Raw genomic sequence first — 15865 nt, forward strand, 5'->3', positions numbered from 1 at the left:
ATGATCGCCCTAAATACTCAATAAAAAGGGTAATTGTAATTATAGATCCTTCTTTTTGAATGGCTTAGGGCGATCGCAATTATGTAGGATTAAGATTAGCCTACTTAGTCGCAGTGATGTCTGTTTCTATCTCTATATCCATCTCTTCTTCTCGATCTTCTTTGAGTGCCAAAGCCTAGATTAGCCTTGTTAGTATTTTCTACTATTGGATCGTCTTCACCGTCAAAAACAGATATTTCTTTATTGGATTGACCACCAGAAATTATTTCCGCAGCTTGTTCGTCAATTTCTTGAACCAAAGCAATATTTTGCAATATGCTTTGATTGTTTAACAGAGTTTTTTCGATAGTAATAGCCATTTGAGTTGCTCCTGAAATTTAATGCAATTGATTTACATCACCTGAAAAATCAGATGAGCTTACCTACGTACCCAATAGAGGTCGAGATCATATTGGTAAGGGGTTGTTCGATCATCTTGAAATTCATATATCCCCCCATTGGATAAGTCATATTCTTTCTTTTGCTCACCGGGTCTAAGAGCATCGGAATCAAATCTAATGATACCTCCTCGACCAGTACGCCATTTAACTGCGTCACCAGGGTGCAGTGTTGACCGTTTGCCATCTAGTATGTAAGTAATGTCATACCTTGTTTTATTTCTAATGGTAAATCTCTCAGTTTGACCACCAGAAATTATTTCCGCAGCTTGTTCATCAAGTTCTTCCACCAAACCAAAATTTTGCAAAATGCTTTGGTTGTTTTGCAGGGCTTTTTCTGCTGTCATCGCCATTTTATTTTCTCCTAAAAGTTGATATTTAGGAAATACGCCCAATATTACAACCTTAATGTCATAGAAAACTACCAGCCCCCACACAGTAGTCGTTCTTGCAGAGTGGACACAAAGATAAAAAGCAAAGGTTTTATTTTGAGGGGATATTATTCAATCCTCTATTTTTAGTATATGAGAAAAAGAAGATTTTTCAAGATGAATTAGACAATTTTTATTTTTTCTTTTGTTTTTCGCAAAATATGAAAAACTTCTCTATAGACATCTCCCCTAGTATTATTGTAAGGGAGAGAAGAGGAGATACTTGAAAATTTTTATTGCTGCGTTGGGTCAGGTGCTGAATGTTTAGATAACGTAAGAAATCAGATTAGCTTACGCGATAGAGCCGGATTTCCAGTATCTACTCCATTCATTGAGTAAGTAATCGGCTGATTTGTTGTATTTTTAATCGTAACGTAGCCGCCAGAAATTATTTCCGCAGCTTGTGCATCAATTTCTTCACCCAAAGCAAAATTTTGCAAGATGCTTTGATTGTTTAACTGGGCTGTTTCCACTGTCATAGCCATGTAATTTTCTCCTAAAAGTTGGTGTTTAGGAAGTACGCTAAAGATTTCTCAACGCCTACAAATTAACTGCTGCTGATAGAATAACGTTAATAATTGATGTTTTCACTCCTCAATCATACGCACATAAATAGCCCGTGCTATTTCCCGATCTATAGTCAGAGATAAATTACTACATTTAATTACAAACGTAGGAAATTGCTGTTCTACAGTAATAGTATTACCTGTTTTTATTCCCATTAATATGAGCTTTTTTCTAATTGTCTCATCTTGACTTTGACAAATGGTTTTGTCTCAGTAGGCTCTGGTGGAAGCTTTGTCTCAGTAGGCTCTGGTGGAAGTTTTGTCTCAGTAGGCTCTTCATTTGGAAGCTTTGTTTCAGTAGGCTCTGGTGGAAGCTTTGTCTCAGTAGGCTCTGGTGGAAGTTTTGTCTCAGTAGGCTCTACATTCGGAAGCTTTGTCTCAGTAGGCTCTACATTCGTATCATTTATTTTACGACGCACTTCCTGGCGATCGCTCTCGAAAGTAATAGCCTGTTCAACGACAAACCAGTTACCATGATCCACAACTTGCGGATATAGCATCACCGCTGCTTCTACCTCACGATCCCCAAATTTCATCTCCTTAACAATCTGACTGGCCTGAACAGATGTGAAGTAGTTTTGAGGAACTATCTGAATTAGGAATTGAAGCTCATTAGGCCAGCTACGACGAAGATCATCCATTAGTTGGCTAAAATCACTATCACTTATAGGGCAAGAATGGGACCGATTTCCCCAGATTATAAACTTATTAAATAGAATACTTAGTCCTTGACCATTGGGGCTAATATTCACACGAGAAGACTCACCTGTACAACTGTTATCACTAATTTCAACTTTATCATTAGCCAAGGTAGGGCTAATAGAAACTACCATTAATGTAGCTGTAGCCAGAAATACTTTTGCAAAATTCATGACTGCTCTCCTATTGTTAGATATGAGTTTTAGCAATACGGACTGACGCTAAAGATGAGGATGAAACATAAGTTTTATCCTGTATCCTTAGCCAGAAATGCTTTTGAAATTTTCATAAATGCTTTCCTGTTATTAGGTGTGAATTTTAGGGACATTTATGGCGTTATGTTTAAGATGAAAGATATGACTCATCCTTCATCTTTGTGGCTGTAATGTATCTGCCAGAAATTATTTCCGCAGCTTGTTCGTCAGTTTCTTCACCAAAAGCAAAACTTGCCAAAATGCTTTGGTTGTTTAACTAGGCTGTTTCCACTGTGATAGCCATGTGATTTTCTCCTAAAAGTTGGTTTCTAGGAATTATGCATAATATTTATAACCTTAATGTCATAGAAGACTAGTAGATTCCACATAGTAGTCATTCTTGCAGAGTGGACACAAAGATAAAAAGCAAAGATTTTGTTCTGAGAGGATATTATTCACTCCTCTATTCTCACTATATGAGGAAAAGAAGATTTTTCAAGATGAATTATGCAAATTTTATTTTTTCTTTTGTTTTTCGCTTTATTGTGATAAATCCTGGATTGTTCTATCGTTATTAGCTCATTTCCGATGGAAAAACTGTTTTAAAAAATACCGTTTTTGATATTCTCCTTGAGTTTTAATCTAAAATATCCGGTATAAATATAATCTTTCCTATTTATCCTTCAGTTTTTTTATGACCATTTCTTTCCCGGTTGAGACTTTCTTCTAAAGCTTCAATTTGTTCCCGACGGGCTTCTAATTCCAAACTCCGACGGGCTAAATCTTGATTTTGCAAAGTTAAATTTTGCTGCCAATTCTCCATTTTTTCTGTCTCTTGCTTGAGAAATTCAGAAGTAACACCTGTAGAAAGATAGGTTTTGACCAGATTAATTACCCAATCAGTAGCATTTTCAATTGTTTCAATTTTATTTGTAGTAGATAGTTTAACTAACACCAATAAGTTATGACTTATAGTGTTTTCCTTTCCTAAGAAAATTAAAGTTTCTATGGTTAATATCAAACTATCGCTATCAGAAATTGTTAGCCAAAAGTTTTCTGATTCTTGTCGCGCTAATAAACGTAACTGATATTGGTCTAAAAAATCATTTTTATGTACTTGGGCAAGATATAACATAATTTTACTTCTCTACTAATTTAATATTTAAGTATTAGAGCTAGGTAATGGGTAATGGGTAAATATTAAACCAATCACCAATTACCAATCTCCCATTATACTTATACTAAACTACGCAGACGTTCGCGTAAAATTTCTGCTTGTTTTTGTACCTCGGCTAAAGTAGCCTTAGCACTCTCAACTACATCTACAGGCGCTTTATCTACAAACTTAGAATTACTTAATCTCGCACTCAAAGAGTCTGCTTCCGTTTCAGCTTTTTGTAAACTCTTCTCTAGTTTTACCCGCACAGATTCAATATCCACAACTCCTTTTAAAGGGATTACTACCTGTATAGTACCGACAACACCAGCAATAGAATTTTCTTGTTCCTGGGGTGCTGTTATAGGTAATTCTGGTTCAATTGATATTTCACTGGGTGGAAAATATTTGGACAATAACTCTTTTCTAGCTTCACCATTGAGTATATAGCGGAAAATAAACCAAGCAACATAACCCAAACCAATGATTTCAAAGCTAGTTCCAAACACAGGAATATCTAAAGCAGTATTACCAACAAATACAGCTACTTTCAAAGCGATAAGTGCGACAACGGTTAAAGCAATTATTTTAATCCCACCCCAATATTTACCACCTTCAACTATAGCAATTTCTTCTGAAATAACAACAGCATTAGGATCAGTAATTGTTAAAGTTTCCACTTTGGCTGAATCTTGAATATAAGCCTGGCCAGCAGTGAGAATAAATCTTTCACTTTCGCTTTCAGTTTGCAAATTTGCAGTAATTTTTACCCCTGGTTTAATATCTGCTTCTGCTCGTAAATTACGAATTGTGCGAATTGTGTCAATTAACAAATCAAACTGGGTTTCCAAAGCTGAATCAATGAGATTTTCATCTACTTCAGGATATAATTGTAAAGGTAAAAGTTGGGGATTTTCTGTTGGTTGTTGGGTGAGAGTTTGCCAAATTTCCTCAGTAATGTGAGGCATAAAGGGATGAAGTAATTTTAAAATCCCTTCTAAAATGTAGGCAATGATTTGTTGGGCAACTTTGCGAGATTCTGGTTCTGCATCTTGCTGTAATCTGGATTTGACTAATTCAATATACCAATCACAGAAATCACCTCTAATAAATTCATAAAGTCCTTTAGCTGCTTCTCCTAAACCATAATTACCAATGTCATGGTTGGTTTGTTTGACAACTTGATTAAAACGGGAAAGAATCCATCTATCACTTAATTCTGTGGGAACTGGTTGACCTAATTGGACTGGAGTTTGTCCGTCCAAATTCATCATCACGAATCGCGCAGCATTCCACAACTTATTGGCAAAATTGCGAGAAGCTTCTACCGAAATAGATTCATCTTTTTTGCGGTCATATTCTAAACGAATATCTTGACCAGCCCCAGCTACTTCCTTAATTAAGGTATAGCGTAAAGCATCCGTTCCATATTTGGCAATCAACAATAAAGGGTCAATTCCATTATTTGCTGATTTGGACATTTTCTTATTATTTTCATCCCGCACCAAACCATGAATGTACACAGTTTTAAACGGCATTTTTCCGGTAAAATGTGTTCCCATCATCGTCATTCTGGCGACCCAGAAAAAGATAATATCAAAACCAGTAACTAGGGTAGCTGTGGGGTAATATGCCGCTAAATCTTCGGTTTCTTCCGGCCAACCTAAAGTTGAAAATGGCCACAATCCCGAAGAAAACCAAGTATCTAAAACATCGGGGTCTTGAACTAATTTGACATCTTCCCCAAATTGAACTTTGGCTTTTTCTAATGCTTCTTCTTCATTACGGGCAACAAAATAGGGTGTAGAGTCAGTAATTTCTCCTTCAGTTTCGCTAACAGCATACCAAGCGGGAATTTGATGACCCCACCACAACTGCCGAGAAATACACCAATCACGCAGATTTACTAACCAATCACGATAAACTTTAGACCATCGTTGGGGAACAATTTCGGGGGAATTTTGGTTATCGAGCAAATCTAAAGTTTCATCAGCCAGAGGGCGGATTTTCACAAACCACTGGGTAGAAAGTAGGGGTTCAACAGGGACTTTTCCGCGATCGCTATAAGGTACTGTATGTTTATATTCCTCAACCTTGACTAAAACGCCATCAGCTTCTAAACGGGCTACAACATTTTTCCGCGCCACAAAACGGTCTTGTCCTTGAAAATCTCCTGCATTTTCATTTAATGTGCCGTCCTTATTCATAATATTAATGAACGGCAAATCATGACGTTTCCCCATTTCAAAATCATTGGGGTCATGTGCCGGTGTCACTTTTACGCAACCTGTACCAAAAGTTGGATCTACCAATTCATCACCAATAATGGGGATTTCCCGGTTCATAATTGGTAAAGTCAGAGTTTTGCCAATTAGGTGTTTATATCTGTCGTCAGTGGGATTAACTGCCACACCCGTATCACCTAACATGGTTTCGGGGCGAGTTGTGGCTACTTCCAGAAAACCAGAACCGTCGCTGAGGGGATAACGGAAATACCAGAGATTCCCATTTACCTCTTTGGGTTCGACTTCCAAATCAGACACAGCCGAACCAGAAGCGGGACACCAATTGACTAAATAGTTACTGCGATGAATTAAGCCTTCTTCATGAAGGCGAATAAATGCTTCTAAAACTGCTTTTGATAAACCTTCATCTAAAGTAAAGCGTTCCCGTGACCAGTCCACGGACACGCCTAACCGTTTTAACTGATTAATAATTGTGCCACCGGATTCTGCTTTCCATTGCCAAGCCCGTTCTAGGAACTTTTCGCGCCCTAAATCATCACGGGTTTTCCCTTCAGCTTTGAGTTGCTTTTCTAAAATCGTTTGGACTGCAATGCTGGCGTGGTCAGTTCCCGGTAGCCACAGGGTATTACGTCCCTTCATGCGGTGGTAGCGGACAAGGGTATCAATGATAGCCCCTTCAAAGGCGTGACCCATGTGCAAACTGCCAGTCACGTTAGGTGGAGGGATAACGACGCAATAGGGTTCACCCTTGTGGTTGGGGTCAGCTTTGTAAACTTGGTTGTCTTCCCAGAATTTTTGCCATTTGGCTTCTGTGGAAAAGGCTTCGTAAAGACTAGGGAGATTAGGAATAGTTGCGGTCATGCTGGGAATGGTAATTATATGACAAGTTTATTGACATCCTCCCCACCTTACTTCGTTGAAGGTGGGGATTCCAAAGATCACTCTTTGGGCTTCCTCTTTCCACGAGTTGATTTGCTTGAAGGAGTTTCCCCACTCAAGTATTGATCAGTCTCTCCCGAGGCGTTAGTTCCGACGTGACCCGCCGTACTCAATCCTTTTTCTAATATGTTACGCGCTGCGTTCCAATCACGGTCTTGGATATGCCCACAATGAGGGCATACATGGGTTCTGATGCTCAGGGTTTTTTTCACCACTTCACCACAATTCGAGCAGTTTTGTGAGGTGAAATGAGGCGGCACCGCAACCGTGACTGCGCCAAACACTTTACCAAAATACTCAACCCATTCACGGAACAAAGTCCACGCTGCGTCACTAATCGACTTGGCAAGGTGTCTGTTCCTTACCATATTCCGCACTTTCAAATCTTCATACGCCACGAGGTCGTAAGACTTCACTACGCACCTTGCTGTTTTTACAGCAAAGTCTTTACGTTGGCGACTTACTTTGAGGTGCTTACGTGCCAGTTTATTTCTCAACTTGACTCTATTTTGAGAACCCTTTTTAGTCTTGGACATCCGGCGTTGCCATCGTTTTAAAGACTTCTCGCTCTGGCGAAGATGTCTAGGATTGGCGACTGTTTCACCGTTACTATCGGTGTAGAAATGGTTCAATCCCACATCAATACCAATAGTCTTACCCGTTGGTTCACGCCTTTCTACTCGTTCTTGGTCAATGCAAAACTGGGCATAATACCCATCAGCACGACGCACAACCCGCACTCTTTTAAACTGTTTGAGTTGGTAGAAATGTAGGTCACGAGTTCCCCAAAGTTTAAATGTTCCTGCTTCAAATCCATCGGTGAAAGTGATGTACCTGCGGTTGTCAGAAAGTTTCCAACCACAGGTTTTGTATTCAACAGAACCGTGTGTTTGTTCTTTCTTAAACTTTGGAAAACCTTTCTTCCCTGGTTGGCATTTCTTGCAGTTATCAAAAAACCTAGCAATAGCAGACCACGCTCTTTCAGCGCTGGCTTGTCTTGCCATCGAGTTGAGTTTCGATACCCAAGGAAACTCAATATTGGCTGCAAGCACAGCGCAGAATTTATTCAGGTCATAGCGTCCAATACCCTTATTGTCCATCCAGTATCTCAGGCAACTATTCCGCACAAAACGAGCAGTTCTAATCGCTTCATCAAGCGCTCGATACTGCTCGTCAAGTCCTTCAAGTTTTGCCTCAAATACGATCATTTATGTCTAACTTTGGTACATAAATAGTATATCATGATTTGTTAAAAACTTAGCTACTATGCAGATTCTATTTCGCTAACGCTCAATATTTATCTGCCTAGTGCTGCGTTTTGAACCGCTTTACATCCCCCGCCTAGGAGACCTTGAGGCGGGGGTCTTACAGCGATTCGATAAAACATTCCCATAACAACACCTTCGCCATTTTTTTGCTTTGGCTAAGGTATTGCATAAGTAACCTATTTATTAGAAAATACCTGGCAGGCAATTAATATTAAACTTAAAAGCCATAGATGAGATTCTGGGATAAATATCTACTTTTATATTACCCATATTGGTAATATAAAACAGCATGATAGGTACTGAAAATATATGTTAGTCAAAGGAAAAATATGAGAATTTTAGTAACGGGTGGTGCTGGTTTTATTGGTTCTCATCTAATTGACCGATTAATGAATGATGGTCATGAAGTCATCTGCTTAGATAATTTTTATACAGGAAAGAAACAGAATCTCCTCCCATGGTTAGATAATCCTAATTTTGAACTGATTCGTCACGATATCACCGAGCCAATCCGCTTAGAAGTAGATCAAGTTTATCATCTGGCTTGTCCGGCTTCTCCAGTGCATTATCAGTATAACCCAATTAAAACAGTTAAAACTAACGTTATTGGCACACTCAATATGTTGGGGTTAGCTAAACGAGTTAAAGCCAGATTTTTATTAGCTTCCACCAGCGAAGTCTACGGAGATCCAGAAGTTCATCCTCAAACTGAAGATTATCGAGGCAGCGTCAATCCCATTGGGATTCGGTCATGTTATGACGAAGGCAAAAGAATGGCTGAAACCTTGGCATTTGACTATTACAGAGAGAATAAAGTTGAAATTCGCGTCGCCAGAATCTTCAACACTTATGGACCGAGAATGTTGGAAAATGATGGTCGCGTAGTCAGCAATTTTGTGGCGCAAGCATTACGAGGTGTGCCTTTAACTGTTTATGGTGAAGGTCAACAAACCCGGAGTTTTTGTTACGTTTCCGACTTGGTAAATGGGCTAATGCGATTAATGAATGGTGAACATACTGGCCCCATAAATTTGGGTAATCCTGATGAGTACACAATTTTAGAACTAGCTCAGGCTGTGCAAAACTTAATTAACCCAGATGCACAGATTAAGTTTGAACCCCTACCTGCTGATGATCCCCGTCGTCGTCGTCCTGATATTACCAAGGCACAAACTTTGTTAAATTGGGAACCTACTATTCCTCTGCAAGACGGGTTAAAGTTAATGATTGAAGATTTCCGTCAACGTTTCTAAAAGGTTTAGCAGGGCTACATTCCATTTAGAGACTTTTAAATCAAAAAATATCCGGCATTCTTTCTCTTGTGGTGCAGGCATCTTGCCTGATCATAATACAAGGACGGGCAAGATGCCCATCCCACAAAATTGGATAGCGGACGAGCAGGATGCTCATCCCACAAGATTGGATTATTTTTTTATTGAGTTCTTTTATTCACTGATAACTGTACAAAACGGGGGAATTCAAAAATGCGTGTTTGTGTAATCGGTACTGGTTATGTTGGTTTGGTAACAGGTGCTTGTTTGGCTCACATTGGTCATGATGTCATTTGCATAGATAATAACGAAGAAAAAGTTAAATTAATGAAGTCTGGGCAGTCGCCAATTTTCGAGCCAGGACTTTCGGAAATTATGCAGTCTGCCATCAATAGTGGCAAGATTCTATTTTCTAGTGATCTCGCGGCTGGTGTTCATCATGGAGAAATCCTGTTTATTGCGGTGGGAACTCCTCCTTTACCTAATGGTGAAAGCGATACCCGATACGTAGAAGCTGTTGCTCGTGGTATTGGTGAAAATCTCAATGGTGGTTATAAGGTAATTGTTAACAAATCTACCGTTCCCATTGGTTCTGGCGACTGGGTAAGAATGATTGTTTTAGACGGGATTGCTGAACGTCAGAAAACATTGGTGGCTGCTGGTGATACAGCCTGTGAAGAAAAGTTTTCGGCGATCGCTAATGAGTTTGATGTAGTTAGTAATCCAGAGTTTTTACGGGAAGGTTCAGCAGTTCATGATACCTTTAATCCTGATCGGATTGTCTTAGGCGGCAATAGTCAACAAGCCACCGGCATGATGAAAGAACTATATGCCCCAATTGTCGAACGCAAATTTGCGGCTGATAAGTCTTTACCTCCCGTTCCAGTTTTAGTTACAGACTTAAGTTCGGCTGAAATGATCAAATATGCGGCTAATGCTTTTTTAGCTACCAAGATTAGTTTTATTAACGAAGTTGCTAATATATGCGATCGCGTTGGTGCGGATGTTACCCAAGTAGCAAAAGGCATTGGTTTAGATTCCCGCATTGGTAGCAAGTTCTTACAAGCTGGGATTGGTTGGGGTGGTTCATGTTTCCCCAAAGATGTTTCTGCCCTCATTCACACCGCTGATGATTATGGCTATGAAGCCCAACTAATGAAAGCTGCGGTTAGTGTCAACGAACGTCAACGTTTAATCGCCCTAGAAAAGCTCCAACAGGCTCTAAAAATCCTTAAAGGTAAAACGGTGGGACTACTCGGTTTAACCTTCAAACCAGATACCGACGATTTACGGGATGCACCCGCACTCATCTTGATTGAACAACTTAACCGACTGGGAGCTAAAGTCAAGGCTTATGACCCCATTATTTCCCAAACCGGAATGCGTCATGGTCTTTCCGGTGTCTTAGTAGAAACCGATGCCGAAAGACTAGCTGATGGCTGTGATGCTTTGGTACTTGTAACTGAATGGCAACAGTTCAGCACTTTAGATTACGGGAAAATGGCAAAATTAATGAACCACGCCGTCATGATTGATGGTCGTAATTTCCTTGATCCTCAAGCAATGACCAGGGCTGGATTCCAATATGTAGGTGTAGGAAGGTAAAAAAGGCAGGGGGCAGGAGGGATTTTCTTCTTTCTCCTTTCTCTCTCCTTTCTCTCTCCTGACTCGGTGACTCCTGACTCGGTGACTCCTGACTCCTGACTCGGTGACTCGGTGACTCCTGACTCCTATAGAAATTAAATCGCCGCCCAAAGTCAACTAGGCGGCGTTAATTTTTTTCAATTTCAAGAATTGTTAAGAACTGTGAGGAATTCTTTCTATTTCTGCATAACCGCTAAAAATCAATCTTTGACCTTCTGTTTCTAAACGATTTAGTCGCATTTTTACCCCATCTAAATCAAAGCGATCTAAATCAACCATATTATCCAAAATTTCTACCAATGCCACACTTAAAGTCTGGGAAATTTCTCTTTGTACTTCTGGAACTCCCTCAAGTTCAATCTTCGGTTCTTTGAAAGAAACCCGCCTTCTTCTTTCAATCCCGATACCAATGGTCATACTTAGGGGTATGAGTTCGCCGTTGTTTAAATCGGCTTTAGCTACTAGATGTAAGCGATTTTCCGGTAATAGCTTGACTTGAACTTCTGTAAAGGAAACTGGCTCACCATCGGATATTGCCATCAAAGTGGGTTCAGAAAGGTTCAGCAGGCGCTTTTGCACCAGTTCCGACTCAAAAGCCTTATTAATGCCTACTTCTGATAGAATCACCTGGGCGACAGCTTGGGTGGGTTGTTTGAGATTAAGTTTGCCACTTAAAACCGAGCCGAAGTCAATGGCTACAGCATCGGTTTCAAAGAACATTTCCTCAACTGCGAAGTCTCTACGAATTACTAAGCCGCGGCCGTTCATTTGAAAGCTATCAATGCTGCCTTGCAACAGTTTGCTGGAGGGGTAGCAGCGCACAAAGACTTCTACCGACTCGCTTTGGGTAAACAGGTGGCGAATCGTTTGGCTGGCGACTGTGTTGAGCATTCGCTCTCCCCAATCGGTGCTTTTGGGATCTGTTAAACCGGTAAGTCCGCCGAACATTAGGTTTTAGTCTCTAGAAGTTCTTTATATTTTTGTAACAAATTGTGAACAATAATGCAAGCGATCCCCTGATTTAATCTGCTAATGACTTAGAACAGGATAACTGATGGTTAATTAATAATTAATACTGAACTACTATAATTGTCAATTTTTATACTACTAGCGATAGTATATATACTAAGGTTATGAAATATCAGTTACAACTTACAAGATTACTCAGTAAGCGTAAAGCTCAGTCACAAAGCGTGCTGAGAGTGTCAAACAAAGCACAAATTTATCTGCGTTTGATTTCTAGTAATAGTACTTTACCATCTGAACTATGATTTGTCTGATTTTTGTGATTTGTCTGATACTGAAGCAAAATTCATCATCTTAATCAAAATAATCACAAAAATCACAGTTCAGACAATGATTTTAATCCTTGTAGAAACAAATACGAAAAAGTTAGGTTTCCTCACGTCAACCCAACTTAAGTAATTTAAACGGATTGAATTATAGTGCTTTCCGTTGAGTTTGATAAATGTGAATTTCATCTACTAAACCCTGAATACCAGGAATATTATAACCGTAAAGTGGAAAACCTTTACCGACAGAATTGGTTAAAACTGCTGAACCTTTACCTTGATAATAAACAGGAACTGGACGGTTAGTATGAGTTCCCCAACCATATTTGATCTTAGGATTAGCACCCCAAAAATGACCCGCTTTCATAGAATCAGATTCAGCAGTTAAAGCTTCCGTACCTTTTTCTTTCAGCAGTTCAGAAAAGTTGGGATTTAAAGTCAGATAATGATCATGATCAGCGGTAACAATCAACAGATTATTTTCCCAACCACCGTTATTTTTAATCCAGTCAATTGTCGTTTTTACAGCTTTATCAAAATCTAATACTGTGCCAATCATATTATCTAAGTTATCATCATGGGCAGCCCAATCAATATCACCACCTTCTACCATTAACCAAAATCCATCTTTGTCTTTAGATAAAACTGTTAAAGCGGCTTTAGTTAAATCATTGAGTGTGGGATTTTCATTAATTTCCTTAGCAATAAAAGATTGATCGGTTTCTCCAGGAAGTAACGGCCGCAAGATATCCGGTTTTTGTCCTTGAGAAGCAAATAGGGAAAAGAGACTCAAACCTGTATTACTGTAATCTCCATTAGCGGTACTTACAGGCAGATTTCCCTCTTGTCCTCTAGCTCCATATAATCCTAGCAAGCGATCGCCCCGATTTGGATTTAATTTAGCGGCAGTCTTTGCTAACTTCTTAGCCGCATCTTTTCCCCGTTCTAAAAATGTATACTTATAGCGGTTTCGATTGGGGTTTTTGCTCAACTCTGCATAAGTTGATTTAGTGATATATTCAAATTTAGTTGGTGGTTCTACACCCGTTGGCAGAGGTTGACTACTAGCACCCCTAAGTGGATGTCCACCACCTAGAATTACAGTAGGTTGATATATGCGAAGTTCCTGCTGGAGAATATTATCCAAAGATGGGTAATCACTATCATATTTATTACGACGATTTACATTAGCTGCTGCTGCTCCTGGTGTAGCATGATCCACAGGAACAGAAGTTACAATCCCTGTAGATTTACCATGATCAGCCGCAGTTTTGAGAATAGTTTCTAAGGGTTTTTCAAATATATCAACGGAAATAGCATTGTTATAACTTTTTACTCCCGTATACAAAGTAGTCGCTGTATTTGCAGAATCAGGATAACTATGCTGGATATATTCAGGATCATTACCAGGTGTCCAAGGATTTATCCCTCCACGGAGAGGATCATAACCCACTAAATTACCCACTGCATTGGGCTGGGGATTCTCCGCACCTCCAGATGGTTTATTTCCTGGATTAAATTGGGGTTGAAATTTAAAGCCTGGTAAAATCGAACTTGCACCAGTCATGGGATTAGAGCCATTCAATGCAGAATTACCAGTGCTGAAAACTCCATCACCGGGAGCAACAGTAGTACCATAGGTGGTAGCAAGGGCGTAATGATCCAGAGTTTGAAAACTGAGTCCTTCCCCCTTACCAGAATTGTAATTATATCCCTTAGCTATAGCCCCAGCACGAGCCATTTCCCAGCCCATACCGTCCCCAATCATGAGAATGACGTTTTTGGTTTTGGTGGCAGATATAGCTGGGGTAGAATGGTTAGTCACAGTGATGAATATACCAACTACAATGATCAACGCTGTGGCCAATAACCGGCGTTTAAATCGGAATTGTGAACTAGATTTAATAACCATCGGTAAAATGCCTGTGAGGAAATCGCTCTATGATGAGAGAATATTACAAAATGATCACAAAAGTTTAAATTTACTCATCATGGCGAAAATTCAGTTTGCTAGAGGTATTGACGAAGCAGTAGTTCCAGATGTCCGGTTGACGAGAGCAAAAACAGGTGAAAGTGGTACAGCAACATTTGTGTTCACCAATCCTGATATTTTGGCACAAGATGGCAAAGATGAAGTTACCGGATTGTATTTAATTGACGAAGAAGGGGAAATAGTTATTAAGGAAGTTCAGGGTAAATTTGTCAACGGTAAACCTGAATCCTTAGAAGCAATTTATGTGATGAAGTCTAATGATGAGTGGGATCGTTTTATGCGCTTCATGAATCGTTATGCTGAGGACAATGGACTAGGATTGAGTAAATCTTAATTAGTCCGTAGGGGCGCAGGGCCTGCGCCCAGTCAGTATTCATTGATTATTGACTAAAACCTAAATATAATATTATGTATGAAATTTCAACCACATCCAAACACACAGAAAATTTCTGTAACCTGTGCGGTAATTACAGTTAGTGATACCCGTTCTCCAGATACAGATAAAAGTGGTCAATTAATTAAAGAACTACTTTTAGCGGATGATCACACAGTGGAATTTTATCAGATTATCAAAGATGAACCAAGAGAGATTGCGGATCAAATGGCAGTTTTAGGTAAAGATACTCATATCAATGCTGTGATTTTTAATGGGGGAACGGGAATTGCTCCTAGGGATACTACCTATGATGCTTTAGAAAAGTTGTTAGAAAAAACCTTACCAGGATTTGGGGAATTATTTCGGTTTTTAAGTTATCAAGAAATTGGTTCCCGCGCTATGGCTTCCCGTGCTGTTGCTGGTATTTATAAAAATAAAATCATTTTTTCTCTTCCTGGTTCTAGTAATGCTGTGCGACTGGGGATGGAAAAGTTGATTTTACCGGAATTGGTGCATTTAGTAAAACAGGTAAATTTTCTGAATTAAACGAATCAGGATGTAAGGATGTAAGGATGTACAGGTTGGGTATTTACTGTTATTTTAACCTATTAATTGTCTGAATCAGGATGTCCAGGATTTAAGGATGTACAGGATGGGTATTTACTGTTGTTTCAACATATTAATTGTCTGAATCAGGATATCCAGGATTTAAGGATGTACAGGATGGGTATTTACTGTTGTTTCAACATATTAATTGTCTGAATCAGGATATCCAGGATTTAAGGATGTACAGGATGGGTATTTACTGTTGTTTCAACATATTAATTGTCTGAATCAGGATATCCAGGATGCAAGGATGTACAGGTTGGGTATTTACTGTTATTTTAACCTATTAATTGTCTGAATCAGGATGTCCAGGATTTAAGGATGTACAGGATGGGTATTTACTGTTATTTTAACATATTAATTGTCTGAATCAGGATATCCAGGATTTAAGGATGTACAGGATGGGTATTTACTGTTGTTTCAACATATTAATTGTCTGAATCAGGATATCCAGGATGCAAGGATGTACAGGATGGGTATTTACTGTTATTTTAACCTATTAATTGTCTGAATCAGGATATCCAGGATGTAAGGATGTACAGGATGGGTATTTACTGTTGTTTCAACATATTAATTGTCTGAATCAGGATGTCCAGGATGTAAGGATGTACAGGATGGGTATTTACTGTTATTTTAACCTATTAATTGTCTGAATCAGGATATCCAGGATGTAAGGATGTACAGGATGGGTATTTACTGTTGTTTCAACATATTAATTGTCTGAATCAGGATGTCCAGGATGTAAGG

14 protein-coding genes are annotated in these 15865 nt (G+C 39.3%); 4 read left to right on the forward strand and 10 right to left on the reverse strand.

The window, feature by feature from the left end; all coding sequences use genetic code 11:
- Window positions 1-104 precede the first annotated feature (104 nt).
- The 8 genes from EZY12_01725 to EZY12_01760 form a co-directional block, all read right to left on the reverse strand.
- Entirely contained in the window at window positions 105-359 is a 255-nt protein-coding gene (locus EZY12_01725; GenBank protein ID QSX68456.1) for a hypothetical protein, read from the reverse strand.
- A 59-nt stretch (window positions 360-418) separates the two neighbouring features.
- A complete protein-coding gene (locus EZY12_01730) occupies window positions 419-790 on the reverse strand; it encodes a hypothetical protein (protein ID QSX68457.1) in 372 nt (123 codons plus the stop codon).
- 359 nt (window positions 791-1149) lie between these two features.
- Window positions 1150-1353 carry a hypothetical protein gene (locus EZY12_01735; GenBank protein QSX68458.1) on the reverse strand — a complete coding sequence of 68 codons (204 nt, stop codon included), beginning with the start codon at window positions 1351-1353 and terminating at the stop codon, window positions 1150-1152.
- A gap of 102 nt (window positions 1354-1455) precedes the next feature.
- Window positions 1456-1635, reverse strand: coding sequence for a ferrous iron transport protein A (locus EZY12_01740; protein QSX70472.1), 180 nt, complete (start codon window positions 1633-1635; stop codon window positions 1456-1458).
- The gene (locus tag EZY12_01745; protein QSX68459.1) at window positions 1590-2306 is read right to left on the reverse strand and encodes a DUF4476 domain-containing protein; all 717 of its coding nucleotides are present in this window, start codon (window positions 2304-2306) and stop codon (window positions 1590-1592) included. Before EZY12_01745 ends, EZY12_01740 begins: the two co-directional genes overlap by 46 nt.
- Window positions 2307-3003: 697 nt before the next feature.
- Window positions 3004-3462, reverse strand: a complete 459-nt coding sequence (locus EZY12_01750) for a hypothetical protein (GenBank protein QSX68460.1) — start codon at window positions 3460-3462, stop codon at window positions 3004-3006.
- Between the two features lie 101 nt (window positions 3463-3563).
- Window positions 3564-6590, reverse strand: a complete 3027-nt coding sequence (locus EZY12_01755) for a valine--tRNA ligase (protein QSX68461.1) — start codon at window positions 6588-6590, stop codon at window positions 3564-3566.
- Window positions 6591-6667: 77 nt separating this feature from the next.
- Complete coding sequence (locus tag EZY12_01760) at window positions 6668-7876, reverse strand: transposase (protein ID QSX68462.1); 1209 nt, start codon at window positions 7874-7876, stop codon at window positions 6668-6670.
- 389 nt (window positions 7877-8265) lie between these two features.
- Between EZY12_01760 and EZY12_01765 the strand changes: the two genes are divergently transcribed.
- Together EZY12_01765 and EZY12_01770 are read left to right on the forward strand one after the other, a co-directional pair.
- Complete coding sequence (locus EZY12_01765; protein QSX68463.1) at window positions 8266-9189, forward strand: SDR family oxidoreductase; 924 nt, start codon at window positions 8266-8268, stop codon at window positions 9187-9189.
- A gap of 231 nt (window positions 9190-9420) precedes the next feature.
- Window positions 9421-10812, forward strand: coding sequence for a UDP-glucose/GDP-mannose dehydrogenase family protein (locus tag EZY12_01770; GenBank protein QSX68464.1), 1392 nt, complete (start codon window positions 9421-9423; stop codon window positions 10810-10812).
- A gap of 192 nt (window positions 10813-11004) precedes the next feature.
- Here EZY12_01770 and EZY12_01775 read toward each other — a convergent pair whose 3' ends face one another.
- Entirely contained in the window at window positions 11005-11799 is a 795-nt protein-coding gene (locus EZY12_01775; protein ID QSX68465.1) for a DUF2993 domain-containing protein, read from the reverse strand.
- Window positions 11800-12291: 492 nt separating this feature from the next.
- Window positions 12292-14055, reverse strand: coding sequence for an alkaline phosphatase (locus tag EZY12_01780; GenBank protein QSX68466.1), 1764 nt, complete (start codon window positions 14053-14055; stop codon window positions 12292-12294).
- 79 nt (window positions 14056-14134) lie between these two features.
- On the opposite strand from EZY12_01780, the gene psb28 reads away from it, so the two are divergent.
- Both psb28 and EZY12_01790 read left to right on the forward strand, forming a co-directional pair.
- Window positions 14135-14470 (forward strand): photosystem II reaction center protein Psb28, encoded by a 336-nt coding sequence (psb28, locus tag EZY12_01785; GenBank protein QSX70473.1) that lies wholly within the window; start codon window positions 14135-14137, stop codon window positions 14468-14470.
- A gap of 78 nt (window positions 14471-14548) precedes the next feature.
- The gene (locus tag EZY12_01790; GenBank protein QSX68467.1) at window positions 14549-15058 is read left to right on the forward strand and encodes a MogA/MoaB family molybdenum cofactor biosynthesis protein; all 510 of its coding nucleotides are present in this window, start codon (window positions 14549-14551) and stop codon (window positions 15056-15058) included.
- The last annotated feature ends 807 nt before the right edge of the window (window positions 15059-15865 follow it).

The sequence above is a fragment of the Dolichospermum sp. DET69 genome (assembly GCA_017355425.1).
GTDB lineage: Bacteria > Cyanobacteriota > Cyanobacteriia > Cyanobacteriales > Nostocaceae > Dolichospermum.